Origin of the sequence: Bradyrhizobium genosp. A, assembly GCF_049949275.1 — a bacterium.
In the GTDB taxonomy this organism is placed as follows: Bacteria; Pseudomonadota; Alphaproteobacteria; order Rhizobiales; family Xanthobacteraceae; genus Bradyrhizobium.
Map to the genome: position 1 here is coordinate 8,363,568 of NZ_CP188196.1, position 23,940 is coordinate 8,387,507.

The window sequence follows — 23,940 nt, forward strand, 5'->3', positions numbered from 1 at the left end:
TGATCCAACCATCCTTCGGCACCCCAAAGGGTGACTGGAAGGGTGATTGTTCTTTTCTGTGCCCCGCGTCACGGCGGCGCGGCCTGGCTGGCATCATTCTTCTCCGGACGGGGGCCGCACGCGGCCCCCGTCCTCGCGATCTCAATGCCTGACATGCTCGAACACCACGATCACGCCGGTCGGCTCGGGCTCGTGCGCCGTCAAGCGCGTCAGATCCGCATCGCTCCAGTCGGCGAGGCTGACGACTTCCCCGGTCTCGCGCTCGGCGCCAAGCGACGGGGTCGGCTCGAGGACTTTCAATCCCATCTCGTCGACGAAGAAGGTGTGCTCGCCGAACATGCTGTTGAGCTGGGGCATGGCGGGATGCTCATCGGGCAGCACCTGGGCGCCGAGCTGGTTGACGGTCTGCTTCACCTGTTCGGATGTGAGCTTCATGAGCTGCTCCGTTCTGTCATGTCGGTTTCATGGCTTGAACCAAGTTTTTGGCCGGAGCGCGTGTTCCCTGCCCCTGTATCGCCTGGCTCAAACTCCCGAACGGGTGCTGCGCACAAATGTTCCTGCAAAATGCATTTCGTGATCGCGCGTTGCATCTGCCGCGCCGACGGCGCGAGATCGCCACACCATGTCCACGATTTCTCGTGAGCTAATGCTCACTCCTGATATCGCCAACCGAGAGCGCGCAGATGCGTGACAGATAGGTGTACGGCAGCCCCGTCTCCTCGGCCCAGGCGTTGAACTGAGCCTGCACCTTGGCGAGATCGCCCTTCGACTTGGCCTCTTCAGCGATGTCGAGGCCGGCATCGCGCAGGCAGGCGACGACATCCTTCGACGTGACGAAACCGTCCCAGCCGACGAAGCGCAGCAGCATCTGGCCGGTGTTGCCGCCCAGCCGGGAGCCGCGCTTCGTCAGCAGATCGAGCAAACCGATCTCGTTGGACGGCGGCCATTTCGCCAGAAACTTACCGAAGCTGCCGTGCTCCTTCGCGATCTCCTGCACGAAGGCGGCATTGTCGCGCACCGACATGATCTTGGCGCCATTGCGCACGATCCGCGCATCGCGCAGCAGGGCTTCCCAATAATCTTCGGGCTGGAAGCTGAGCTTGGCCGGCTGGAAGTGCAGGAAGGCGTCTTCAAAGCCATCCCATTTCGCATCGATCACGCTCCAGGCAAAGCCCGCGCAAAACACCCGCCTGGTCATCTCCGCGAGGATGCGATCGTCGCCGAGTTTTGCGAGCCCCTTCAGGTCGGGCTTGTCAGGCATCAGCTTGTCGAGCGCCTTGGGCCCGCCCTTGCGCTTCTCGGCACGGGCACGAATGGTCTTGAAGGAGGTCATGCGATCACCCGCGATTAAGGGGTGCTCCACGACATCAGAATTCGGCGATCCGGTCCAGCCCTGCGACGCCTTGCGCCCCTGCCGCGCGTCACGCCCGCGAGAGTGAAGGCACCTCCTCCGGCATAATGGCCTGAAGGCCTCCGAAGCGACGCTCGCGGCCATGGAAGGAGGCGAGCGCCGTGGCGAGATCGCCCGCATCGAATTCCGGCCACATCCGCTCGGTGAAATGCAGCTCGGCATAGGCGCCTTCCCAGAGCAGGAAGTCCGACAGCCGCTTTTCGCCCGACGTACGGATAATGAGATCGACGTCGCGCAAGCCGACCTCGCCGGTGACCAGTTGGGAGAAGGCTTCGCGGGTGAGGCTGGTCAGCGCCGCCGCTTTCGCCGCGGCATTGAGAATGGCGTCGCGCGCGGAATAGTCGACGGCGATGCGCAGATGCAGCGCGGTGCCGCGTGCAGTGGCCGCCTCCGCGCGTGCGATGGCGGCGGCGATGCCGTCCGGCAATCGGTCGCGACGGCCGATCACGTTGAGCCGCACGCCGTTCTTCACCAGGCTCTGCACCTCATTGGCGAGATAGAAGCGCAGCAGCGTCATCAGCGCGACGACCTCGGCCTTCGGCCGGCGCCAATTGTCGGTCGAGAACGCATACAGGGTCAGCGTGCCGATGCCCTGCTTGGGCGCGGTCTCGACGATGCGGCGGATCGCTTCGACGCCGGCCTCGTGACCGCGCACGCGCGACAGGCCGCGCCGCGTCGCCCATCGTCCGTTGCCGTCCATGATGATGCCGACATGAAGCTTCTCGTTGTGGGACGTGACGTCACTTTGCATCGCAAAGTCTCCAGTCAAAAAGGGGGGACGATCAGGTCGGGAGAATGCCGAGGCGGCCAAGCGGCGGTGCCTCGCGGCCGGCGGCCTTGGCGGCATCGCGCACCAGCCGCTCGAGCACGGCGAGATAGTCGAGGAAGCGGCGGCGGCCGGTCTTGGTCAGACGGCAGGTGGTGTGCGGGCGATTGCCCTCATAGCCCTTGGTCACCTCGACCAGGCCGGCCTCCTGGAGCACGGCGAGGTGCCGACTGAGATTGCCGTCGGTAAGACCGCAGAGCTGCTTGAGATCGGCGAAGGCAAGCCCCTTCGGGTGCGCCATCAGCGAGGTCAGAAGCCCGAGCCTTGCCTTCTCGTGGATCACACGGTCGAGCCCTTCATAGGAGAAAGGCGCGCTGTCAGTCTTCGACATCATTCTCTCCGGACGCGACATACAGAATGGCCGCCATCACCGACTGGCCGATCACGAAAGGCAGGCCCATGGTCCAAGGCGATAGCATGTGAGTCCGGCTCGCCAGCACCACCACCGCAAAACCCGAGATGAAGTACCAAGCCCCTGCGAACGCCACGCTGCGCGGCAGCGAGCGGACGGACGCGAAAATGCCGAGCGACACCAGGATCTGCCACAGCCCCGGCAGCAGCCACAGCGTCTCGGAGGCGAACTTCCACATCACCACCGCGAGCAGGATTCCGGCGACGCCCGCGGGCAGGAACTGCTCGACCGCCTGGTGAATCATGGCGTCGGCAAGGCCCGAATGATGACGGTGCGAACGCGCGCGCATCTCGATCCAGATGATCAGGCCGGACAGCGCAGCCGCAACGAACCAGCCGAAAAAGAAGCCCAGCGGCTCGCTTGTGGGATCGCCGAGCAGCCAGAATTGCAGGATTGCGGTGACAAGCGCGACCGCGCCGGTCGCAGCCATTGTCGCCGGACCGTAGCCGCGGAACGCTGTGCCGGCCGCAATCTGGCTGCGGATCGCCACGATGTCGGCCAGCGCCTTGTCGAGATCGCGCATCGGCAACGCCAAAACTCCGCTCCACCCGGTTCGCGGACCGGCTCACCCGGTCACTTTGTAGTGCAAAGCATACCGCGCTACAAAGTAAACGCAAGCCGAAATGTCGCCGGCGGGAGATACGAACCGAACAAGCAACTGCCGGTTGCGCAACACCTGCTCGCGCAGATAGGATGCACCCAAAAGCGTGCGGGGGAAAGATATGTGGCTTAAGTCATTTGTCGTTGCGTCTCTTTTGCAAGTGGGTCTTGCCGGAGCAGCGAATGCGGCGGGACCGTTCGGTACGGTCAATGTCGGCAACTGGATCGGCGGCGCCTTCAGCAATGATGAGACGGGTGCCTTCTCCCATTGCGCCGCGACCGCGCCCTACGCCAACGGCGTAATTCTCGTCGTCGCGCAGAATGCTGCCGGCTCGTGGTTGCTGAGCTTCGCAAGTCCCGGCTACCGCTTCAGCAAGGGCGAGAACGCCGCGATCGACGTCATTTTCGACGGACAGGAGCAGGCTAGGTTGTTTGCCACGGCCAATCAGCCGAACATGCTCACATCCGTCATGCCGGCCAACGTCGTGCGGACGTTTCAGAAGTCGAGCCTGATGGTCGCAACGGCCGGCCGCACCGTCCTGAATTTCGACTTGACGTCGACCGGCCCCGTGATCGCGGCATTGGCCAATTGCGTCATCAAAGTCAAAGCCGACGGGCTCAACAAGGCCGGCGATTTCACCAAGGCGACGGCGAAACCGGCAGCCGTGACGGACAAGCAAGGCTCACCGCCTGCCGCCAAATCCGGCAAAGGCGCCAAGAGTGGCTTTGGCACTGGCTTCGTGGTCAGCCCCAACGGACACATCGTGACCAACAACCATGTGATCGAGGGATGCAGCGAGCTCAAGGGTAATCTCACCGGCGAGGCCGCGATGGTGTTGCGCGTCGTGTCGAGCGACGCGAACAACGATCTCGCCCTTTTGCAGGCGCCGTCGACGGCGACATTCAAGGAGTTTGCGCGAATCCGCGACCGCTCGATCCGCTCCGGCGATTCCGTCGTCGCGATCGGCTTCCCTTTCCACGGGCTGCTGACTTCGGACTTTACCGTGACGACGGGCATTGTGAGCTCGCTCAGCGGCATGCGCAACGATTCGCGCTTCCTGCAAATCAGTGCGCCGGTGCAGCCCGGCAATAGCGGCGGCCCGCTGTTCGACACGACAGGACAGATCGTCGGCGTCGTCACTGGAAAGCTCGATGGATTACGAGTCGCCGTGGCAACCGGCAGCATCCCCGAAAACATCAACTTCGCGATCAAGACCGGCGCCCTGCGCGACTTCCTCGACAATTCGGTTGTGCCGTACCAGACGGCCGAGCCGAAGGCCGAGCTCAAGACCACCGACATCGCCGGCAACGCCCGCGCCTACACGATGCTGATATCGTGTAACGGGACGGAGCAAGCCGACGCGAAGAGGTAGTGGCGAAACGGAAGGGCCGCTGGGGCGTCAGTCTCCGCTGTCATTCCCCCGCGAAAGCGGGGAATCCAGTACGCCGCGGCTTCTCCGTACCCCTCGCTGTCTCTGGAATACTGGATCGCCCGCCTTCGCGGGCGATGACACCGTTCGTGTAGATTCAGGGCCCCTCACCCGTGGCAGCACGCGCCCTTCGCCTGCGGCTCGTATTGGTCGCGCAGGCGGACCCAGTCCATCGGATAGGGCAGCCCTTCCTCATGTCGGCCGAGCGGGGTGAGGTCGAGATATTGATAGGCGGCGTTCATCATGTCGAGGCCGCGGGCGAAGCAGGAATAGGTGTGAAAGATTTCGCCGGCCTCGTTGCGATAGAACACGCTGATGCCCGGCAGCTCCGGGCCATAGAACGGCGTAGTGCCGAAATTATATTTCGGGACGCCCTGGTCGATCTGCTCGCGCGTGAACGAGACCTCGTAATCATAGTTGAAGTCGTTGTGGCCTGAAGACACCCAGTCAAAGCTCCAGCCCATGCGCTGCTTGAACGCCTCGAGCTTTTCGACGGGCGCCAGCGAAATCGCGACCATGGTGGTGTCACGCGCCGCCAAATGCGGCACCATGCGCTCAAAACCATCGGCCCAGAACGAGCAGCTCTTGCAGGCGGCCTCCCAGTCGGGCGCGAACATCACGTGCTGGACCACGAGCTGCGGGCGGCCCTTGAAGAGATCGCCGAGCGTGACCTTGCCGTTCGGGCCATCGAACACATAACTCTTGTCAACCTTCACCCATGGCAATGCGCGGCGCTCCTCGGCAAGGCGTTCGCGGGCATGGCTCAACTCCTTCTCATGCGCCAGATGGGCTTTGCGGGCGGCGACCCATTGCTCGCGCGAGACGATCTGATGTTGCTGCATGATGTCCTCCTTGCGGTTAGGCGACAAAAGTGTCGAGCTTGTCGAAGAACGAGCTCCAGCCACGCTGATGATTGTCGCGCGCGGTCTCGTCGAAGAACTGGGCGTGATGAAAGATCATCAGCGTGCCGGCACTGTCCGGATTCAGCGTGATCGTCACCAGCGATTCGCGCTCCTGCGTCGAATGCCAGGCCCAGGTGAAGACCAACCGCTCGTTCGGCACGACTTCGCGATAGATGCCGCCCGCCTCGAAATATTCGCCGTCGTCGCGGGTAAAGGAGATGCGGTAGCGGCCACCGGAGCGAACATCGAGCTCGGCATTCAGCGTTGCCGGCTTCATGTTCGGCGGCCCGAACCATTGCACTAGCTGCTCGGCTTGCGTCCAGGCGGCGAAGACCTTTTCCGGCCGCGCGCGGAGCCGGCGCGTGAGTGTGAGGCTTGGACCTTCGGTTGCGCGTTCGGCGGTGTTGGCGGCTGCGTTGACCATGGTTTGTCCTCCACAAAGGCTGCAAGGCGGTCAAAACTCTCGGACCAGAATTGCGCGTAGCGATTGAGCCAGTTCATCGCCTGCTCCATCGGCTGCGCGGTGAGCTGGCAAGAGACCGTCCGTCCGGTCTTCTCTCGCACGATCAGACCGGCGTCTGTGAGCACGTCAAGATGCTTCATGATCGCTGGCAGCGAGATCGAGAACGGCGCCGCCAGCTCGCTCACCGACAGGCTATTCTGCTCGCCGAGACGCGCGAGCAGCGCGCGCCGTGTCGGATCGGACAGCGCCGCAAAGGTCCGATCGAGCGTCTCGTCTTGATACTTAACCATAAGGTTTAGTATAGCCGCAAGCGCCATCCCGTCAAGCGGGAACCCGCACGACGAACTCGCTACCCAAGGCTCTTGGCGACAGACCGCGCAAGAAAAAAGCCCCGCCTTCCGGCGGGGCTCCATGTCCGGTCGGTCACGAGACTGCTACTCGACCTTGAGGCCGGCGAACTCGACGACCTTCTTCCACTTGGCGGTCTCGGCCTCGATCTCCTGGCCGAACGCCTCCGGCGTCAGCACCAGCGGATCGCCGCCGAGCTCGACCAGGCGCTTGGTCATGTCGGGCTCCTTCATGAGCGTGTTGATCTCGTTGTTGAGCTTGGCGATCATGTCCTTGGGCATGTTCTTCGGCGCGCCCATGCCGAAGAGCGCACTCGCCTCGTAATCCTTCACTGTCTCTCCGATCGTAGGCACGTCCGGCAGCTGCGGCGAGCGCTGTGCCGTGGTGACGCCGAGCGCGCGAAGCGAGCCGGAGCGGATGTGCTGGATGATCGAGGGCATGTTGTCGAAGATCACCTGCACCTGGCCGCCGAGCATGTCGGTGATCGCCGGTGCCGCGCCACGATAGGGCACGTGCTGCATCTTGCAGCCGGTCATCGCCATGAACATTTCGCCGGACAGATGCACAGAGGTGCCGTTGCCGGAGGAGGCCATGTTCACCTTGCCGGGGTTGGCCTTCACGTACTCGATGAACTCGGCGACGGTCTTGGCCGGCACGTCCTTGTTTACAGTCATCACGTTCGGCACGCGCTGGAACGCGGCGATTGGCGCGATGTCGCGGACGAAGTTGAACTTGAGATTGGCGTAGAGCGTGGCGTTGATGTAGTTCGCCGGATTGACCAGCAACACGGTGTAGCCGTCGGGCTCCGCGTTCACGACGGATTCGGTGCCGATATTGTTGCCGGCGCCTGGCTTGTTCTCGATGATGAATTGCTGGCCGAGCCGCTCCGACAGCAGCTGGCCGATCAGCCGCGCCAGGATGTCGGTGGCGCCGCCCGGCGGAAAACCGACCACGAATTTCACCGGCCGAGACGGATAATCCGCTGCAAAAGCCTTCGACAGCGGACTGGCTGCAAGCGGGGTGGCGGCGAGCAGGCCCAGCGCGGTACGGCGAGTGATCATCTCAAGGGTTCTCCCAGTGTTGTTCTTGATAGTGGCGTCCGCGGCGTTGTAACAAAGCCCGCCACGCGCGGAAAGTGCACAACGATCTTGGCGACGAAAGGATAAGGCATGCCGGTTAGGGTTCACGCCCTCGATCACCTCGTGATCAACGTCGCCGACGTCGCGATAACCGCCGAGTGGTATCGCAAGATCCTCGGCATGGAAGTCAAGGTGTTCGACCCCGGCGGCGGCAAAGCGCCGCGGACGTCGCTTCAATTTGGTAACCAGAAGATCAACGTCCGGCCGCGCGACGCCGACAAGGTGGAGTGGTTCACCGCGGACCATCCAACCGCCGGCAGCGAGGATCTGTGCTTCCTCACCTCCGCCACGCCCGATGAGGTGATGGCGCATTTGCAGGCGTCGCGATCGAGGAAGGCCCGGGTCCCAGGCAGGGCGCCCGCAGCACGTTGCGCTCGGTCTATTGCCGGGATCCGGATGGCAGCCTGATCGAGATTTCGTCGTACGAGGATTGAGGCAACCTCACTTGCCCTCGAGCGGCTGCCCGGTCCTCTCCATCTGCGCCGCGATCTGGCCATGGGGCCAGCCCGTGACATTCTCGAGGTTCTTGGCCTGGGCGGCAAAGCGCCCCGGCAACAGCTTGCGATAGGCATCCGCCGCCGCGCAGGCGGCATCGCCGCGCCAGGGATGGTTCATCACGTAGCGGCCCTGGAAGTTGGTTCGGTCGGCGGTTTCGAGAAAGGCGATGTCTTCCGGGAAGGTCGCCGCGTCGTAGCGGACATGCAGCCGCGTCACATAGGCGTTCGAACCGCGCGGCGCCCGGTATGGCGTATCGTCGTTGCTCTCGAGCCAGCGCGCCCCCGTCTCGACCAGCTCCTTGCTGCTGAGCGGATCCGCCGCACAGGGATCGCACCAGCCCATATCCCAGGCGTATTCGACGAACACGGCCGTCATCCCATCCCGGGCGACGGCCTTGTCGAACACCGCCTTGTAGAACGGGCCGAACTGATCCTTGACGTAGAGCGGCACGTCCACGTCCGAGGGAATCTTCACGTTGCGATAATTGGCACTCTCGACGCGCCCCTTCCTGGTCAGCGCGTAGATGATGAGGTCCTGCGGTCCCCTGGCGTTGACCGTGCCGAGCCGCAACGGGACCATGAATTTTGCGCTCTGGTAGCGGACCTGCAACGGACGCAGATAGCCGTTGCCGATACCCTTCATGCGCTCGACATTGACCTTGGCGACGAAGAACCGCATCCCCTGCTTGATGTAGCTGCCGAGCACGGCCTCTGCGCCGTCGGGAATCCGGTACTTGTTGTCGACGAGCCATTCGACCAGGCCTGTGCTCTCCTTTGCGGACAGGATCAGCACGTCATATTCGCCGACATCGTAGCTGGCCTCGATGGTGACGCCTTGGGCGCGACTGCGCATGGCGTAGTTGACCGGCGACATCCCGCCCCCGCCCGCCATCGCCAACACGGCCATCGTCTGCGGCGGATTGCAGGGATCGGGGTCGTGATACTCGACGAGACGCGGGGCGGTGTAGCGATCGAGATGATCGACCGTCTTCGGATCGACCACGCCGATCTGCTTGCGCTCGATGAAGGTCGGCACCGGAATGACGACGGCAAATTCCTTGACGTCGCCCTCGTAGTCGCTGGCCATGGTGATGGCGGTCTGGTCGCCGTCGCGGGCGAGGATGACCTTGGACGATTTGTTGAACAGCTTGGCGTCGGCCTGCGCAACGTAGAATCCGCAGAAGGCCTGCGCGGGGCCGCTTGCGAGCTGGGCCAGAATGGCCAGTGCGGCCACCGAACATTTCAGCGACTGCTTCGTCATGCGGCTCATCGTCAGGCTCCTTGAGGGGACTGTTTCCAGCGGAATTGGGCTGCGGGGATCATGCGGTCAAGCAGGATGATCGCCGGCGAGAGCGCGATGAGCGCGACATAGAGCGCCGGCCGCAACTGCATGAAGAAGGCGAGATAATGGGCGCACGCCGCCACCACGAATGCGAACAGGAAGCGGCCCGACATCGAATCCGGCGTGGTGCGCGGGTCCGAGATCATGAAGAAAGTGAAGATCAGAAGCGAGCCGCTCTGCAATTGATGCAGCGGGATCGCCACGGAATCACCCAGCCAGAACGCGCGCGCCAGCAGCAGGACGGCATGGCTTGCGAAGAAGAAAATGGCGATGTCGGCGCGACGCGACGCGCTCAGCACCAGGATGGCGAAGAAGCCGGTCAGCGCTGCGAACCAGATCTCCGTGCCCCACTGCCCCGGCGAGATCCAGACATGGCTGGAGGCCACGAGCAGCAGGACGACGATGGCAAATCCCGCGGGGTTGAAGACATGCTTGCCATTGTGACGAATGACGAACTTCGAACCAATAGCAATGATTGCTGCGGCCGCATGCAGCCAGATCGCGTCGGCGCGCAACAGCAGGCTCAACGACAAGCCGGTGATGAGCGGCGAGCGCAGATCGAATTCCGGAAGGCCGGCGAGCCTCGCACACAGGAGCTGGGTCAGGACCGCGCCGCCGACCGCAGCGAGCGTCGGCAGAGGTCGCGCGCCGAAATCGACCAGGACGAAATTGAGGGCAAGCAGCGATGCCAGCGCCGCGATCTGGAAATAGCGCGGATCCGGAATGCGCGGCAGCCAGCCGCCCCATCCAACCTTCAACGCCGACTTGTTCATCGCCGCTCCCGCTTCCGGAGCGGGAGGGTTCCCTCAAATTGCGACACCAATACGGTCGGCCGCGTTTGATCGGCGGCCATTCCGATGGCAGAAAGGTGGCGAGACCAATGAGAGCGGCCGCGGACGACAAGCAGGCTGCACGGGAGGACATATGCCGTATTCACAAGGCGCCGCCGGTATCGTGGGCCCGTTCGAGGGGCTCGACGTGCCGTGGCTGCTGAGGATGCGCGCGGAGGTGCGCCGTGATCATCCATTCCTGATCTGGGCGCCGTTCGAGGCGCCGGCGCGGCATTGGAGCTATGCCGAGTTTCATGACCGCGTCGGTGCGCTCGCGGCGGGGCTCGCCAAGCGCGGCGTGAAGCCGGGCGAGTACGTGCTCATTCATCTCGACAATTGCATCGAGGCGCTGCTGGCCTGGTTTGCCTGCGTCGAGTTGGGGGCCATCGCTGTCACCACCAACACGCGCTCGGCGCCGGCGGAGATCGAATATTTCGCCAATCATTGCGGCGCGGTCGCCGCGATCACGCAGCCGGCCTATGCCGAGGTTGTCGCCCAAAACTGCCGCAACATTCGCTGGATGGCGGTGACCTCGCACGATGCGGGTGCAGCGCCTGCGCAAGCCGTTTCGCGCGGCGACAGCTTCGAGTCACTTTTCGCCGACAGCGCGGACCGGCCGAAGCGCGCGACCGATCCGCTCGCGTCGTGCAGCGTGCAGTATACGTCGGGCACGACCTCACGGCCGAAGGCGGTGCTCTGGACTCACGCCAACGCGCTGTGGGGCGCCAAGATCAATGCCGCGCATGAGGACCTGCACGCCAGCGACGTGCACCAGACCTATCTGCCGCTGTTCCACACCAATGCGCTGGCCTATTCCATGCTGGCGACGCTGTGGGTTGGCGCCACCTGCGTGATCCAGCCGCGCTTCTCCGCGAGCCGATTCTGGGGCGTCGCGCGCGAGCACGGCTCGACCTGGACCTCGACCATTCCGTTCTGCATGAAGGCGCTGCTCGAGCAGGAGATCCCCAGGGATCACAAATTCCGCCTGTGGGGCACGGCGGTGAACGAGCCGCCGGCGTTTGCCGCGTTCGGCGTCAAGATCACCGGCTGGTGGGGCATGACCGAGACGATCACGCACGGCATCGTCGGCGAGGTCGATCAGCCCAACATCCCGATGTCGATAGGCCGTGCCGCACCGGAATATCAGATCCGCATCACCGACGATGACGGACGGCCGACCGCGGTCGGCGACACCGGCAATCTCGCGATCAAGGGCATCCCCGGCCTGTCGCTGTTCGCCGAATATCTGCACAACGAGACGGCGACGCGCGAGAGCTTTGACGAGCACGGCTTCTTCATCACCGGCGATCGCGTCACGCTGCTGGAGAACGGCTTCATCAAGTTCGGCGACCGCGCCAAGGACATGCTGAAGGTCGGCGGCGAGAACGTCGCGGCCTCCGAGATCGAGCAGGTGATCGCCGTGGTCCCCGGCGTGCGCGAAGCCGCGGTGGTGGCGAAGAAGCATCCGATGCTGGACGAGGTGCCGGTCGTCTTCATTATCCCGCATGGCGGTGTCGCGGGCGCGGCGCCGGATCTTCAGGACAGCGTGATGGCGGCCTGCCGCAGGGGTCTTGCCGACTTCAAGGTGCCGCACGAGATCAGGCTTGTCGACGACATGCCGCGCTCGACCCTGGAGAAGGTGGCGAAGGCGGAGCTGCGGAAGATGGTCGGGTAGCGGCGCCGGATCAGAACGATCCCAGCGCCACCGGGCGGAACGCCTGCAACAGCTGCTGGTCCAGCTTGCCGCCCATGCCTTCCATCATCGTGAAGGCACGCGAGTGGGTGAAGGGCATGCGGTAGGCGCGCTTCTCAACCAGGGCGGCGTAGATGTCGACGATGGTCGTCAGCCGCACGATGTCGCTGATCTGGTTCGAGGACAGCCCGTTCGGATAGCCGCTGCCGTCGAGGAATTCGTGGTGATGCAGCACGACATCTAGCATCTCCGGCGGGAAGCCGCCTTGCGCTGCGAGCGCGTCATAGCCGCGGCGCGGATGCTGGCGGACTTCGGCCGTCTCCTCGTCGCTGAGCTTGCCGGGCTTGTCGAGCAGCACGGAGGGAACGAAGGCCTTGCCGACATCGTGCAGCAGGGCGGCACGGGTCAGCCGGCGCTGGTCGTCCTCGCGCATGCCGAGATGCTGTGCGAAGGAAACCGCAAAGCCGGTGACGAACAGGCAGTGGCGATAGCTGCCGACATGGTGGCAGCCCACCGTGGTGAGCCATTCGCGCAGCGAGGAATGCTTGATCGCTTTCAGGATCTTGCTCTCGGCGGCGATGACGTCGTCGAACGTCAAGGGCACGCCGAGCGGCAGCTTCTCGAACATCTTCTTCAGCACCGCATGCGCCGCCTCGACGCCGCGGTTGAGCGTCTTGCCGCGATCGGTCGCGTCATAGGTCGCGGTGTCCGGAAACGCGGCGCGGATGCGCTGCAGGATCGCGTCGGGCTGTAGCGGTCGCGAGATGGTGTCGGTGGCCCCGAGCGCCCAGGCCTGCATGCTGCCGTGATGCAGAGCGTCGGCCAGCACGAACAGCCGCGGCATTGCGCGATAGGCATCGCCGCGCAATTTGTTGCGCACCCGCTGCACGCTTTCGGGCGAGCGCAGGTTGATGTCGACCACGAGGCCGGAAAGATCGCGCGATGGCTGCTCGGGGATTCCCTGCGTCGTCACCGTCGAGACCTCGCCGACCGCCTTCAAAATGCTGGCGAGCTCGTTGCTCGCATCGCTCCGGTCGGAGGCGAGCAGAAGCCGGCGTTTGGCGGCGGATTTGGCTGGCGCGTTCATGGCTTCCCCAAAGGCATGGGACTGTATTGGCGTCAGCCTAAGCCGGATCGGGTTCTCCGGCCCTTAAGAGGCGTGCTCAATGGAACCCTGCAGATGCGGGTACAATTTGAGCGATTTTGTCGGGCCGGCGGTCCCGACGAAGATGTCGAAAACAACCCCATGCACAGTAGCCGGGTCACCCCGTTCCCGTCAGAAAATGACGAGAATAACCTAGACGTGACGAGAATAGGCCCTATATTCTCTTCACATTGTGCAGAGAAAATGACCTATATCCACGACAGACCCGACTGGCCCAGGTTTCAGTGGCGCGCGGACAAGCTCGCGGCGCGACTGGCCGAGGTGCGTCACAAGCAGGGCCGCCTGCTCGGACGGATGGAAAATCTCGGTTTCAAATTGAAGGCCGAGGCTTCGCTCCAGGCGCTCACCGAGGATGTCGTCAAATCCAGCGAGATCGAAGATGAGATCCTCGATCGCAATCAAGTCCGGTCATCGATCGCACGTCGGCTCGGCATCGATATCGGCGCGTTCGCACCTGCCGACAGAAACGTCGAGGGCACCGTCGACATGACGCTCGACGCCACCCAGAATTACGATCAACCCGTCACCGCCGAGCGCTTGTTCGGCTGGCATGCCGCGCTCTTCCCGACAGGCCGGAGCGACATATTGAAGATTGTTGTCGGCGGATGGCGCACCGAACAATCGGGGGCCATGCAGGTTGTCTCCGGCCCGGTCGGCCGCGAGCACATTTATTTTGAAGCGCCGGCTGCCAAGCGGCTCGACAATGAGATGAGCGCATTCCTTGACTGGTTCAACACCGATCGGGACTCAGACCCCGTGATCAAGGCCGCGATTGCGCATGTCTGGTTCGTGACCATCCATCCGTTCGAGGACGGCAACGGCCGTATTGCGCGCGCGATCGCTGATCTGGCGTTGGCACGTTCGGAGCAAAGCACGCAGCGCTTCTACAGCATGTCAGACCAAATCCGGAAAGAGCGAAACGCCTATTACGGCATCCTCGAAAAAACCCAGCGTGGCACGCTGGACATCACCGACTGGCTGCAATGGTTCCTCGACTGTCTCGATCGCGCATTCGACGGCGCCGAGCTGATCATCGGCAACGTGCTGCACAAGGCGAGGTTCTGGGAGCGCCACGGCGCGAGCTCTCTCAACGATCGCCAGCGACGCATGCTGAACCGCCTGCTCGATGGCTTCGAAGGAAAGCTTACGTCGTCCAAATGGGCAAAGATCGTCAAAATTTCGCAAGCGACCGCTGCGCGCGACATCGAAGACCTGATCGACAAAGGCATCCTGCAAAAGGACGCCGCCGGCGGCCGCAGTACGAGCTATTCGCTGGTACCGTAGTCTTCGCGGGTCTATTGCAAGTGGTAAGGTTTGCGCACGGTGTTTCCACATCGTCGTGGCCGGGCTCGTCCCGGCCATCCACGGCCTTAGCGGCGGACACGAAGAACGTGGATGCCCGGGACAAGCCCGGGCATAACGGTTCGCGAGGGGATGGAGGACCCAAAAACAAATCCGCCGGAGGTTGCCCTCCGGCGGATGATCTCATCCAGTGTTAGACCAGCTTACGCCTTCATCGCCCCCTTCACGGCTTCGGCCGTGATCGGCAGCGCCCGGACGCGGGCGCCGGAGGCGTTGAAGATGGCGTTGCCGATGGCAGGCGCCACCACCGTCACCGCGGGCTCGCCGACGCCGGTGGCCTTCTCGCCATTGGCGATCACGGCGACCGCGACCTCCGGCATCTGGCTCATGCGCAAGGGCGTGTAGCCATCGAAATTGGTCTGTTCGATGCCACCGTCCTTCAGCGTCGCCTTCTCGTACAAGGCCAGCGACAGGCCCCACAACGCCGCGCCCTCGACCTGGGCACGGATGTTGTCGGGATGCACCTGCGTGCCGACATCGGTCGCGACCGTGAGCTTCTTCACGGTCACCTCGCCCGACGGCGCCACGGCGACATGCGCGACGCAAGCGGTCCAGCTTGCGGTCGCACGTTCCTGCGACGACACGCAGGCCACGCCCATGCCTTCTCCCTTGGGGAGTTTCTTGGTGCCGTAGCCGGCAAGGCCCATCGCCGCGAGCAGCGTGTTGCGCAGCCGCTGCGCGCCACCGTCGTTCTTGCCGGCGCCGTCGAGCAGCGAGATGCGGTATTGCGCCGGATCCTTGCCGGTCGCGACCGCGATCTCGTCGATCATGCTTTCGACCGCCCAGAAGGTCCAACCCGGCGCCACCGACCGGAGCTGACCTGACGGGGTGGCGTTGTGCGCCATCTCGTTCTTGATCGCCCGTACGTGATGGTTGGGCACGGTGTAGAAGAAGTCCGATCCGTTCACCGTGAAGGCATCAAGCGGCCCCTTCTTGTCGACCGAGGGCGACAGGAAATCAGGAATTCCCCAGCGCTGCGTCGGCCAAGCCGAGACCACGTCGTGGCTGAGCGCGACGAGCTTGCCGGCGCCGTCCACGCCGGCCTTCACTTTCTGGTAGGTGAGCGGGCGCGAGAAATCCATCGTCATGTCGTTCTCGCGCGTATAGATCACCTTCACCGGCTTGCCCACGGCCTTGGCCGCCTGCACGGCCGGCACCATCATGTCGGCATCTAACCTGCGGCCGAAGCCGCCGCCGAGCCACATCTGGTGCATCACCACGAATTTCGGATCGATCCCGGCCGCGCCTGCAGCGATGGCGCCGGAGCGCGTCGCGAACTGGTTGCCGGAATAGATGTGCAGGATGTCGCCCTTGAACTCCGCGGTGGCGTTCATCGGCTCCATCGGCGCGTGGATGTTGATGCTGGTGGTGTACTCCGCCTCCAGCACCTTGGCCGCCGTGCCGAACGCGGCTGAGGGATCGCCGTCCTTGACGAAGAACTGGCCGGAATCGTCGAGCCCTTGCAGCCGTTTGGCTTCGTCGAGCAGCGACTGGCTCGACACCTTCGCATTCGGACCGCCGTCATAGCTGACCTTCAGCGCTGCCGCCGCCTTCTTGGCGTTGGCGTAGGTGTTGGCGACCGCAACCACCCAGCCCGTCGTCGTCTGGGTCTTGTCGTCGAGGGTGACGGCCTTGATGAAGCCCGGCACCTTCTTCGCATCGCTGTCGTCGACCGATTTCACGGTAGCGCCGTAGCGCACCGGCGGCGTCACCACCGCGCCATAGGCCATGCCGGGAATCATCACGTCGATGCCGTATTTGGCCGTTCCGTTGGTCTTGGAGGGGATGTCGAGCTGCGGCACCGACACGCCGATCATGGTGTATTGATCCGGCGTCTTCAGCTTGATCGCCTTCAGCTCGTCGGGCGTGAAGGTCTTCGTCGCCTTGCCGCTCTTCACGACATCGGCGAACGACATCTGCTTCTTCGACTTCGGATGCGAGATCATGGAGTCGCGCACCACGAGCTCGCCGGCCGGCACGGCCATGGCCGCAGCCGCACCTTCCGTCAACGCCATGCGTCCGGCGGCGCCCGCCCGGCTCATCGCGTCAAAGTTCATCATGGTCGACCAGCTGCCGCCGGTGATCTGCGCCCCCAGCACGGGGTCGTTGAATTTCGGATCATTGGAGGCGAGGTTGACCCGCATGTCGCTCCACTTCGCGCCCAGCTCCTCGCAGACGATCTGCGCCATGGTGGAGGCAATGTGCTGGCCCATGTCGGCTTTGCCGCAGGTCACGGTGACCAGGCCATCCGGCGAGATCGCGTACCAGACGCTCGGCTCGAAATTAGCGGGCGCCGCAGCGAGCGCTTCGCTGACACCGGGCACGCCGGCATAGCCGAGCACGAGGCCGGTGGCGGCGGTGCCGACCAGGAAGGAGCGGCGGCTGAGATCGGTCGTCTCGGGTGTGACGTTTTTCATGTGCTGATTCATGTGGGCCTCCGCTCGTTGCCGGCGGCGGATGCGGTGCGCATCTCGGTGGCGGCACGCATGATTGCCTTCTGGATCCGCGAGTAGGTCATGCAACGGCAGAGATTGCCGTCCATATGCGCCACGACCTCTTCCTTGGTCGGATTGGCATTCTTCGCCAGCAGCGAAGCCGCTTGCATGATCTGCCCGGACTGGCAGTAGCCGCATTGCGGCACCTGCTCGGCAATCCATGCCTTCTGCAAGGGGTGATCACCCTTGGCGGACAGGCCTTCGATGGTGGTGATCTTCTTGCCGGCGACGTCGCCGACCATGGTCTGGCACGACCGCACGGCTTCGCCGTTGACGTGCACGGTGCAGGCACCGCACAGGCCGGCACCGCAGCCGAATTTCGTGCCGGTCATCTGCAATTGTTCGCGGATGGCCCAAAGGAGCGGCGTGTCGTTTGCCGCATCCACGGACATACTCCGCCCGTTGATGGTGAGCGTTGGCATAGGCGTCTTCCCCTGCCGGTGCATGAAGCCGCTTACGGCGGCAACTTGTGTAGCGGACGCCCACCGGGCCGGCGGCCGCCTTGCGCGAAGAATGATCGCGTTCGTGCACGGAGGCAAATGCAATTTGGAATCGATCGAACTATCTCGGCATCTGATTGTTGTGCGTTGCGACAACAGCGCTGACGCTAGCGACTGGACACAACAAGCAACACGTTAGGCATGCATGCCATTGCGGCAAGGCAGTTTCTTGCAGGTAACTTGCCGAGCTAGAGTGCAGCAATCGATGCGGACGCCCCTTCTCCCCTTGTGGGAGAAGGTGGCGCGAAGCGCCGGATGAGGGGTATCCATCCGCGAACTCACTGCGAGCTTCACTTGCGGAGAGATACCCCTCACCCGTCTCGCCGCTATCGCGGCGAGCCACCCTCTCCCACAAGGGGAGAGGGAAACAAACAAGGGTGGGTGGAATGCCAAGGATCGATCGGGATGGCGTCGGAATTTATTACGAGGTCCACGGCGACGGGCCGCCGCTGCTGCTCACCCACGGCTATTCCTCGACCTCGGCGATGTGGCACGGTCAGGTCGACGCGCTCGCGAAGGACCACAAGCTTGTGCTGTGGGACATGCGCGGCCACGGCCAGTCTGATTATCCCGACGAGCCCAAAGCCTACAGCGAAGCGCTGACCGTCGGCGACATCGCCGCGATCCTCGATGCGGTCGGCGCCAAGCGCGCCATCATCGGCGGGCTGTCGCTCGGCGGCTACATGTCGCTGGCGTTCTATCGTGCCCATCCAGCGCGCACGCGGGCGCTGCTGATCATCGACACCGGCCCCGGCTTCAAGAAGGATGACGCACGCGAGGCCTGGAACGCGCGCGCGCGCGCCACCGCCGACAAGCTCGATCGTGAAGGCCTCGACCTGCTGAAGGCGGCGACGCGCGAGCGCGCCACCGCCAGCCATCGCGATGCCAAGGGACTGGCGCTGGCCGCGCGCGGCATGCTGACCCAGCGCGACGCCAAAGTAATGGAGCTGCTGACCGACATCAAGGTGCCGTCGCTGATCGTGGTCGGCGCCGACGACACGCCGTTCCTGGCCGCGTCCGACTACATGGCGGCCAAGATCCCCGGCGCACAAAAGGTCGTGATCCCCGCGGCGGGGCACGCCGTCAACATCGATCAGCCCAAGGCTTTTGTTGACGCCGTGGTGCCTTTCCTGAAGAACTTGCCGGGATAGGCGGCGAGATGAGGATCACGGCAATGAAGCGGGCAATCCTGGCTGCGGGCGCAGCGCTTCTTTCAATGACAGTGTGCGCGCAGGCCGAGCCGTTCGGCACGCTGCCGCTGCGCCGTCCCTTCGTCGAGACCTTGTCGAACAACACGCCTTTGGCGTTCGGGATGGATGCGGAGCAGACCGCGCACGCCCTCGGACAGCCCTTGCAATACGTCAAAGGGCGCCCCGGCAGCGAGATCTATCTCGCGCTACGCGACATCGGCGGCAGTGGATTGGTGCCGTACCGCCATCGCCTGTTCCTGCAATTCCGTCATGGACGGCTGGCAGGATGGAAGGAGGATTACGGCGAGAACTGGATGTGGGAGTGAGCGCGGTAGCGCCACTGCCTCCCCTCATCCTGAGGAGCTTGCGAAGCGAGCGTCTCGAAAGATGAAGGCCCGGCTCTCGCCTCTCGGCCTTTCATCCTTCGAGACGCCCTGATGCGCTCCTCAGGATGAGGAGCGAAAGCGACTTTCAGATCGACAAGCAAGAAGGACAACCCGCGTGGGACAAGACATCAAACTGACGGCGTCGGATCATTTCCAGCTCGGCGCCTATCGCGTTGACCCCGCTGGCAGCCCGAAGGGCGCGGTGGTGGTGATCCAGGAGATTTTTGGCGTCAATCATCACATCCGTTCGGTTTGCGACCGGCTCGCAGGCGAAGGCTTTGTCGCCATCGCGCCGTCGATCTTCGACCGCACTTCGCCGGGCTTCCAATCGGGCTATACGCCCGATGAGATCGCGGAAGCCCGAAAATTCGTCGCCAGTCCCGATTGGGACGCGATGCTGCGCGACACCCAGGCTGCGATCGATGCGGTGAAGGGCGTCGGCCCGGTCGGCATCATCGGCTTCTGCCTGGGCGGCAGCATCGCCTTTGTCGCCGCGACGCGGCTCGCCGGCCTGAACGCCGCGATCGGCTATTACGGCGGCGCGGTCGTGCGCTTTGCGGATGAGAAACCGAAGGTGCCGACGCAGCTGCATTTCGGCGAGAAGGACGCCGGCATTCCGCTGACCGACGTCGAGACCGTCAAGGCGAAGCGGCCTGATGTCGAGGTCTTCATCTATCCGAACGCCCAACACGGCTTCCATTGCGACGAGCGGCCGAGCTACGACAAGACCAGCTCCGAGATCGCCTGGCCGCGCAGCCTGGATTTTTTCGCGAAGCATTTGAAGTAGCCTCCGTCATTCCGGGATGCGCCGCGAAGCGGTGCATGCCCGGAATCCATCGGGCGGCAGAGTTGGTGGCGCGATGGATTCTCCGATGCGCAATTGCGCATCATAGCTCGCGCTTCGCGCGCCCCGGAATGACAAGGAGAAATTTTGGCTGTTTTAGAACCAGCGCTCGCCGACGAACACGGTGTCGCCGGGGCTGACGGGCGTGCCGAGCGGCACGACGGCACGCATGGCGCCGCCGCCTTCGGTATGCGTGACGGTCACAACGTCGCGCTTGGCGCGCGGCGAGAAACCACCGGCGATCGCGACTGCACTCTCGACCGTCATATTGGGCACGTAAGGGTATTGGCCGGGCGCGGCGACTTCGCCGAGGATGAAGAACGGGCGGTAGGACTCGATCTCCACGGCGACCGACGGCTCGCGGATGTAGCCGTTGCGCAGACGCGCGGCGATTTCACCGGCGAGCCCTGCGGTGGTGCGGCCGCGCGCCGGCATCGCGCCGATCAGCGGCATGGTGATGGAGCCGCCGGCATCGATGGCGTAGCTGTTGGTGAGACCTTCCTGGCCATAGATCACGACGCGCAGCTTGTCGCCGGCATCGAGGTGATAGGAGGCGTCATAGCGGACCGGCGCCGCCACCATCGGCGCAGCATAAGCGATTGGCACGGGCGCGGGGCCTGAGGCAAAGGAATTGGTGAGCGCGTCAATGGCGCCGCCGCCGTTGGCAACGACGACCGGCTGCGGAGCGCTGTAGGGCTGGCCATAGGCCATGGCGTCGAGATCGGGACGGGGCTGCACGTAGGCGACGGGGCCGGCGGTCTGCATGCAGCCGCCCAGGGTCAGCGCGGCGGACGCTGCCAGGATCGACCATCGAAACGCGCGTGCAACCGGCACCGGAGCCATCCCCGAAAACGAGACAGCTCCAGTGATGCACCGGTTATGGTTAATAAAGGGTTGAGGGGGATGCGGCGCGACGATGCGCGCCGTGGGCACGGTGCGCTCCCTCTCCCGCTTGCGGGAGAGGGGTGGGGAGAGGGTGCTTCCGCAAAGGGACACTCCCCAAGAGGACAGAGCCCTCACCCGCAAGCGGGAGAGGTGCACCAACTTCCGTAGCCAGCCTTACGCGCTCACGCCAACACCGATGGGGCACGACACGCCGGTGCCGCCGAGGCCGCAATAGCCGGCGGGATTCTTCGCCAGATATTGCTGATGATAGTGCTCGGCGAAATAGAATTCGCCGGCCGGCGCGATCTCGGTGGTAATGGCGCCGAGGCCCCTTGCGGCGAGCGCCTTCTGATAGAGCGCCTTCGACTCGACGGCCGCTTTCTTCTGCGCGTCGGAGTAAGTGTAGATCGCGCTTCTGTACTGCGTGCCGACGTCGTTGCCCTGGCGCATGCCCTGCGTCGGGTTGTGGTTCTCCCAGAACGTCTTCAAGAGCTTCTCGTAGGAGATCTTCTTCGGATCGAACACGACCAGCACCACTTCGGTGTGGCCGGTGCGTCCCGAACAGGTCTCTTCATAGGTCGGGTTCGGCGTATGGCCGCCGGCATAGCCGACAGCGGTCGCATGGATGCCGTCGCCGAGCTCCCAGAATTTGCGCTCGGCGCCCCAGAAGCAGCCGAGCCCGAACAGGGCCTGCTCGAGGCCGGCGGGATAAGGCGGCGCGAGCTTCGCCCCGTTGACGAAATGGATGCTCGCGGTCGGAATCGGTTGCGCACGGCCGGGCAGCGCGTCAGCAGCGCTCGGCAGTGCGGTGGTCTTGCGCATGAACAGCATGATCGGATCTCCGGGAAACGAGCGGTCCGTCGCCTGAACCAGGCGCTCAGGCGGCGTGCTCGCGATCGGGTTGGGATATAGGTCTTTACGCAGCAAGGGGCAGGCTTGTTACAGCGCCCTCGTTTGCGGCTCAGTCCCGGGAGTACCCGATCAGCGGCTTGCGCGGGCGGAACAGGATCATCAGCAAAATGCCGAGGAGGCCGAGGACGGCGAAAACCGGCTGGTCCAGCACCAGGCGGATCACCGAGGTCCAGAGCCAGGGCGCCTTGGCCTCGACCCAGGTCCGGAATGCGGACTGGCTGGCCTGGTTGATGTCGTTCCAGAACTGGCCGAACCGGGTGAAGCGCAGAGTCTGGTCGGCCACCCAGCGGGCGCCGTCGTAGACCATGAAGAAGAACCCGCCGGCCAGCAGCAACAAGCCAATCAGTCGGAAAAAGCCGCGGATCATGCCTCACCCTCTATGGCCATCCGATCGGACGACCCCAATAAACGCCGTCAGCCAATAGCCGGGAGACGGCAGAAATTCAACCTCATCAGGGCGTTACGGCCCCTCTTGGCCCGGCCGAGGTCTTGTTTTCCAGGCCCGGAAAGCGTTGACGGTGCCAAAGACCCCCTCTATAAGGGCGCCAACTGGCGGTGGGCGCAATCCTGCCGCCGCTGTTCTTTGAGCAGTTGCAGGCTCTTTTGAGCCTCAGAGATGGCCGCAAGGCTTATCGCTCATGTTCCGGGAACGGCCCAGCAACCGAACACCCTAAATCCGAGCGTCGATTCCGCGGTCAAGCTGCCGGCGCTACCCGACCAAGACGCGACCGGTACCCGCAAAGGACATTGAGACCATGGCCAACACCACCTCCGCCAAGAAAGCGACGCGCAAGATCGCCCGCCGCACCGCCGTCAACAAGTCGCGCCGCACCCAGATGCGCGGTGCCGTGCGTAACGTCGAGGAAGCCATCGCGACCGGCGATCGCGCCGCCGCCGTCAAGGCGCTGGCCAATGCCGAGCCCGCGCTGATGCGCGCCGCCCAGCGCAACATCATTCACAAGAACAACGCCAGCCGCAAAGTCTCGCGCCTCACCGCGCAGATCGCCAAGCTCGCCCAGTAAATTCGCGAAGTAAATTCGCGAAGTAAGCTCGTCAACGCGACCCGATCGTCTCATTCGATCGGTTGAAGCGTGCGCATTCGTCAATCAGCCCGGCTTCGCGCCGGGCTTTTTGCTGCCTGTCACAATTCACGCTTGCGGTCTTTGGGCGACCAATCGTCCGTTGGGAGACTTTCGTCGTGTTCGCGATGCTGCGTTCCGTAGTTTTACCTGCCGATGTTTGGCAACACCGGAAACTTTCGTTGCGGTGCGAAAGCCCCCGTGGCGCGCGCTTAAGTTGAATTGGCACGCGGAAGAGTTCTGCACACCGTAGTTTTCCGGGAACATGTTTCGCCACGGGGTTACCCTTCCAAACGAGACTCAAAAAGCGATGTCTCGCTAATCACTTATCGACATAGCAGCGACAAGCAGTTGGAAAATTCGCACACACGCCACGCGCGTGACGCTTTTGTAAAAAATTTTTGGCGGTGGAGGAGTTGTTGTCACATGACACCTCGCGTTTTCGAATCTGTGCACGAATCCAAAAACTTGGTCTCAAGCCTGTGAACAACTCGTGCGCGGCGTTAACGCTGGTCAAGTTTTTTGATGCCTCAAGTGTGAATCAATTTCGTTGCGAGTCTTTCCGCTTAGTGTATTCCTTAAGTCGTTCGCGGCGCCCACGATCTTGAGACCAGCGCGGTATCGGAAACGGGGCGAGCGTGCAAATCGGCGGCGGTGTGCACGTAGGCGACGCTTCAACAAGCGATTGTCGGTTCAAAACCCATAGCAATATGGGAACGGTAGCTCTTTGTCTGAATGTCTCCAAGCGGGATTTTTTCGTATCTCGCTCGCGCCAGGCGCAAATGAGGACGTCATGAAGCTACTCCGACACGCATGATGGCGTAGCCGAGCGGACGAACAGTGCAGACGGGCGGGACATCGGCGACTTTGGTCGCAGTTGTCTTCTAGGACACGCAGGACTTGCCGTGAGCAATCACGGCAGGACGGGGAGGTATCATGTCTTACAGACTGAACGCGGTATTGAAGCAAATCCCTTTTTCGAACGATGCCGTTCTGGATCTGCCGGACTTCCAGCCTCCCGCGTGTGACGAGGCGCCGAGTACGCGCTGACCTCGCGACTCCTCCATCTCTGACATCGCTGATCTGACCGCGGCGTTCGCGCCGAACGGCCGAGCTATGTCCGCAGATGGAATCGTTTGAGGTCGCGCCATTGCAGAAACCCTGACGGCAGGAACTCTGCATGGCGCCCACCACGCAACCTTATCTCTCGAGAAAAGTTTCCAAAAATG

Annotated in this window: 24 protein-coding genes and 1 pseudogene; 8 read left to right on the top strand and 17 right to left on the bottom strand. The window is 63.5% G+C overall.

What is annotated here, in order from left to right:
• Positions 1-141: 141 nt before the first annotated feature.
• From ACP2YP_RS39140 to ACP2YP_RS39160, 5 genes are all read right to left on the bottom strand, one after another.
• Positions 142-435, bottom strand: a complete 294-nt coding sequence (locus ACP2YP_RS39140) for a hypothetical protein (protein WP_426421606.1) — start codon at positions 433-435, stop codon at positions 142-144.
• Positions 436-643: 208 nt separating this feature from the next.
• A complete protein-coding gene (locus ACP2YP_RS39145) occupies positions 644-1,333 on the bottom strand; it encodes a DNA-3-methyladenine glycosylase I (RefSeq protein WP_426421607.1) in 690 nt (229 codons plus the stop codon).
• A gap of 88 nt (positions 1,334-1,421) precedes the next feature.
• A complete protein-coding gene (locus tag ACP2YP_RS39150) occupies positions 1,422-2,162 on the bottom strand; it encodes a di-trans,poly-cis-decaprenylcistransferase (RefSeq protein ID WP_426421608.1) in 741 nt (246 codons plus the stop codon).
• A 31-nt stretch (positions 2,163-2,193) separates the two neighbouring features.
• Positions 2,194-2,568 (bottom strand): transcriptional regulator, encoded by a 375-nt coding sequence (locus tag ACP2YP_RS39155; protein WP_194465100.1) that lies wholly within the window; start codon positions 2,566-2,568, stop codon positions 2,194-2,196.
• Positions 2,555-3,172, bottom strand: coding sequence for a hypothetical protein (locus ACP2YP_RS39160; protein ID WP_426421609.1), 618 nt, complete (start codon positions 3,170-3,172; stop codon positions 2,555-2,557). Before ACP2YP_RS39160 ends, ACP2YP_RS39155 begins: the two co-directional genes overlap by 14 nt.
• Positions 3,173-3,371: 199 nt before the next feature.
• On the opposite strand from ACP2YP_RS39160, the gene ACP2YP_RS39165 reads away from it, so the two are divergent.
• Positions 3,372-4,622, top strand: a complete 1,251-nt coding sequence (locus ACP2YP_RS39165) for a S1C family serine protease (protein ID WP_426421610.1) — start codon at positions 3,372-3,374, stop codon at positions 4,620-4,622.
• A 164-nt stretch (positions 4,623-4,786) separates the two neighbouring features.
• Here the strand turns inward: ACP2YP_RS39165 and ACP2YP_RS39170 are convergent, their stop codons facing one another.
• The 4 genes from ACP2YP_RS39170 to ACP2YP_RS39185 form a co-directional block, all read right to left on the bottom strand.
• Positions 4,787-5,521, bottom strand: coding sequence for a DUF899 domain-containing protein (locus tag ACP2YP_RS39170; RefSeq protein ID WP_426421611.1), 735 nt, complete (start codon positions 5,519-5,521; stop codon positions 4,787-4,789).
• 16 nt (positions 5,522-5,537) lie between these two features.
• On the bottom strand, positions 5,538-5,882 hold the full coding sequence (locus ACP2YP_RS39175) for an SRPBCC family protein (RefSeq protein ID WP_426421612.1): 345 nt from the start codon (positions 5,880-5,882) through the stop codon (positions 5,538-5,540).
• Positions 5,882-6,334, bottom strand: a complete 453-nt coding sequence (locus ACP2YP_RS39180; RefSeq protein ID WP_426421613.1) for an ArsR/SmtB family transcription factor — start codon at positions 6,332-6,334, stop codon at positions 5,882-5,884. The genes ACP2YP_RS39175 and ACP2YP_RS39180 overlap by 1 nt, the downstream gene beginning before the upstream one ends.
• Before the next feature lie 144 nt (positions 6,335-6,478).
• A complete protein-coding gene (locus ACP2YP_RS39185) occupies positions 6,479-7,453 on the bottom strand; it encodes a Bug family tripartite tricarboxylate transporter substrate binding protein (protein ID WP_426421614.1) in 975 nt (324 codons plus the stop codon).
• A gap of 108 nt (positions 7,454-7,561) precedes the next feature.
• On the opposite strand from ACP2YP_RS39185, the pseudogene ACP2YP_RS39190 reads away from it, so the two are divergent.
• A pseudogene (locus ACP2YP_RS39190) lies at positions 7,562-7,965 on the top strand (VOC family protein).
• 7 nt (positions 7,966-7,972) lie between these two features.
• Here the strand turns inward: ACP2YP_RS39190 and ACP2YP_RS39195 are convergent.
• A complete protein-coding gene (locus tag ACP2YP_RS39195) occupies positions 7,973-9,298 on the bottom strand; it encodes a DUF2330 domain-containing protein (RefSeq protein WP_426421615.1) in 1,326 nt (441 codons plus the stop codon).
• Between the two features lie 2 nt (positions 9,299-9,300).
• Positions 9,301-10,143: an RnfABCDGE type electron transport complex subunit D gene (locus tag ACP2YP_RS39200; RefSeq protein ID WP_426421616.1), complete on the bottom strand. Its 843-nt coding sequence runs from the start codon at positions 10,141-10,143 to the stop codon at positions 9,301-9,303.
• A 151-nt stretch (positions 10,144-10,294) separates the two neighbouring features.
• On the opposite strand from ACP2YP_RS39200, the gene ACP2YP_RS39205 reads away from it, so the two are divergent.
• Positions 10,295-11,875 carry an AMP-binding protein gene (locus ACP2YP_RS39205; protein ID WP_426421617.1) on the top strand — a complete coding sequence of 527 codons (1,581 nt, stop codon included), beginning with the start codon at positions 10,295-10,297 and terminating at the stop codon, positions 11,873-11,875.
• A gap of 10 nt (positions 11,876-11,885) precedes the next feature.
• Here ACP2YP_RS39205 and ACP2YP_RS39210 read toward each other — a convergent pair whose 3' ends face one another.
• Entirely contained in the window at positions 11,886-12,980 is a 1,095-nt protein-coding gene (locus ACP2YP_RS39210; protein ID WP_426421618.1) for an HD domain-containing phosphohydrolase, read from the bottom strand.
• Between the two features lie 261 nt (positions 12,981-13,241).
• Between ACP2YP_RS39210 and ACP2YP_RS39215 the strand changes: the two genes are divergently transcribed.
• Positions 13,242-14,342 (top strand): Fic family protein, encoded by a 1,101-nt coding sequence (locus ACP2YP_RS39215; RefSeq protein ID WP_426426434.1) that lies wholly within the window; start codon positions 13,242-13,244, stop codon positions 14,340-14,342.
• A gap of 221 nt (positions 14,343-14,563) precedes the next feature.
• Here ACP2YP_RS39215 and ACP2YP_RS39220 read toward each other — a convergent pair whose 3' ends face one another.
• Together ACP2YP_RS39220 and ACP2YP_RS39225 are read right to left on the bottom strand one after the other, a co-directional pair.
• Positions 14,564-16,849 carry a molybdopterin cofactor-binding domain-containing protein gene (locus ACP2YP_RS39220; RefSeq protein WP_426421619.1) on the bottom strand — a complete coding sequence of 762 codons (2,286 nt, stop codon included), beginning with the start codon at positions 16,847-16,849 and terminating at the stop codon, positions 14,564-14,566.
• Positions 16,846-17,337, bottom strand: a complete 492-nt coding sequence (locus ACP2YP_RS39225; RefSeq protein WP_092231998.1) for a (2Fe-2S)-binding protein — start codon at positions 17,335-17,337, stop codon at positions 16,846-16,848. The genes ACP2YP_RS39220 and ACP2YP_RS39225 overlap by 4 nt, the downstream gene beginning before the upstream one ends.
• Positions 17,338-17,801: 464 nt before the next feature.
• Here ACP2YP_RS39225 and ACP2YP_RS39230 point away from each other — a divergent pair, with 464 nt between their 5' ends.
• The 3 genes from ACP2YP_RS39230 (at position 17,802) to ACP2YP_RS39240 (ending at position 19,778) form a co-directional block, all read left to right on the top strand.
• Positions 17,802-18,566: an alpha/beta fold hydrolase gene (locus tag ACP2YP_RS39230; protein ID WP_426421620.1), complete on the top strand. Its 765-nt coding sequence runs from the start codon at positions 17,802-17,804 to the stop codon at positions 18,564-18,566.
• A gap of 23 nt (positions 18,567-18,589) precedes the next feature.
• Positions 18,590-18,931, top strand: a complete 342-nt coding sequence (locus ACP2YP_RS39235) for a hypothetical protein (protein WP_426421621.1) — start codon at positions 18,590-18,592, stop codon at positions 18,929-18,931.
• Positions 18,932-19,106: 175 nt separating this feature from the next.
• Positions 19,107-19,778: a dienelactone hydrolase family protein gene (locus tag ACP2YP_RS39240; RefSeq protein WP_426421622.1), complete on the top strand. Its 672-nt coding sequence runs from the start codon at positions 19,107-19,109 to the stop codon at positions 19,776-19,778.
• Positions 19,779-19,931: 153 nt separating this feature from the next.
• Here ACP2YP_RS39240 and ACP2YP_RS39245 read toward each other — a convergent pair whose 3' ends face one another.
• The 3 genes from ACP2YP_RS39245 to ACP2YP_RS39255 form a co-directional block, all read right to left on the bottom strand.
• Complete coding sequence (locus ACP2YP_RS39245; RefSeq protein ID WP_426421623.1) at positions 19,932-20,669, bottom strand: polysaccharide biosynthesis/export family protein; 738 nt, start codon at positions 20,667-20,669, stop codon at positions 19,932-19,934.
• Between the two features lie 225 nt (positions 20,670-20,894).
• Complete coding sequence (gene msrA / locus ACP2YP_RS39250) at positions 20,895-21,551, bottom strand: peptide-methionine (S)-S-oxide reductase MsrA (protein ID WP_426426435.1); 657 nt, start codon at positions 21,549-21,551, stop codon at positions 20,895-20,897.
• A gap of 130 nt (positions 21,552-21,681) precedes the next feature.
• Complete coding sequence (locus tag ACP2YP_RS39255; RefSeq protein ID WP_057754029.1) at positions 21,682-21,999, bottom strand: hypothetical protein; 318 nt, start codon at positions 21,997-21,999, stop codon at positions 21,682-21,684.
• 388 nt (positions 22,000-22,387) lie between these two features.
• Here ACP2YP_RS39255 and rpsT point away from each other — a divergent pair, with 388 nt between their 5' ends.
• Positions 22,388-22,654 (top strand): 30S ribosomal protein S20, encoded by a 267-nt coding sequence (gene rpsT, locus ACP2YP_RS39260; RefSeq protein WP_426421624.1) that lies wholly within the window; start codon positions 22,388-22,390, stop codon positions 22,652-22,654.
• Positions 22,655-23,940 lie beyond the last annotated feature (1,286 nt).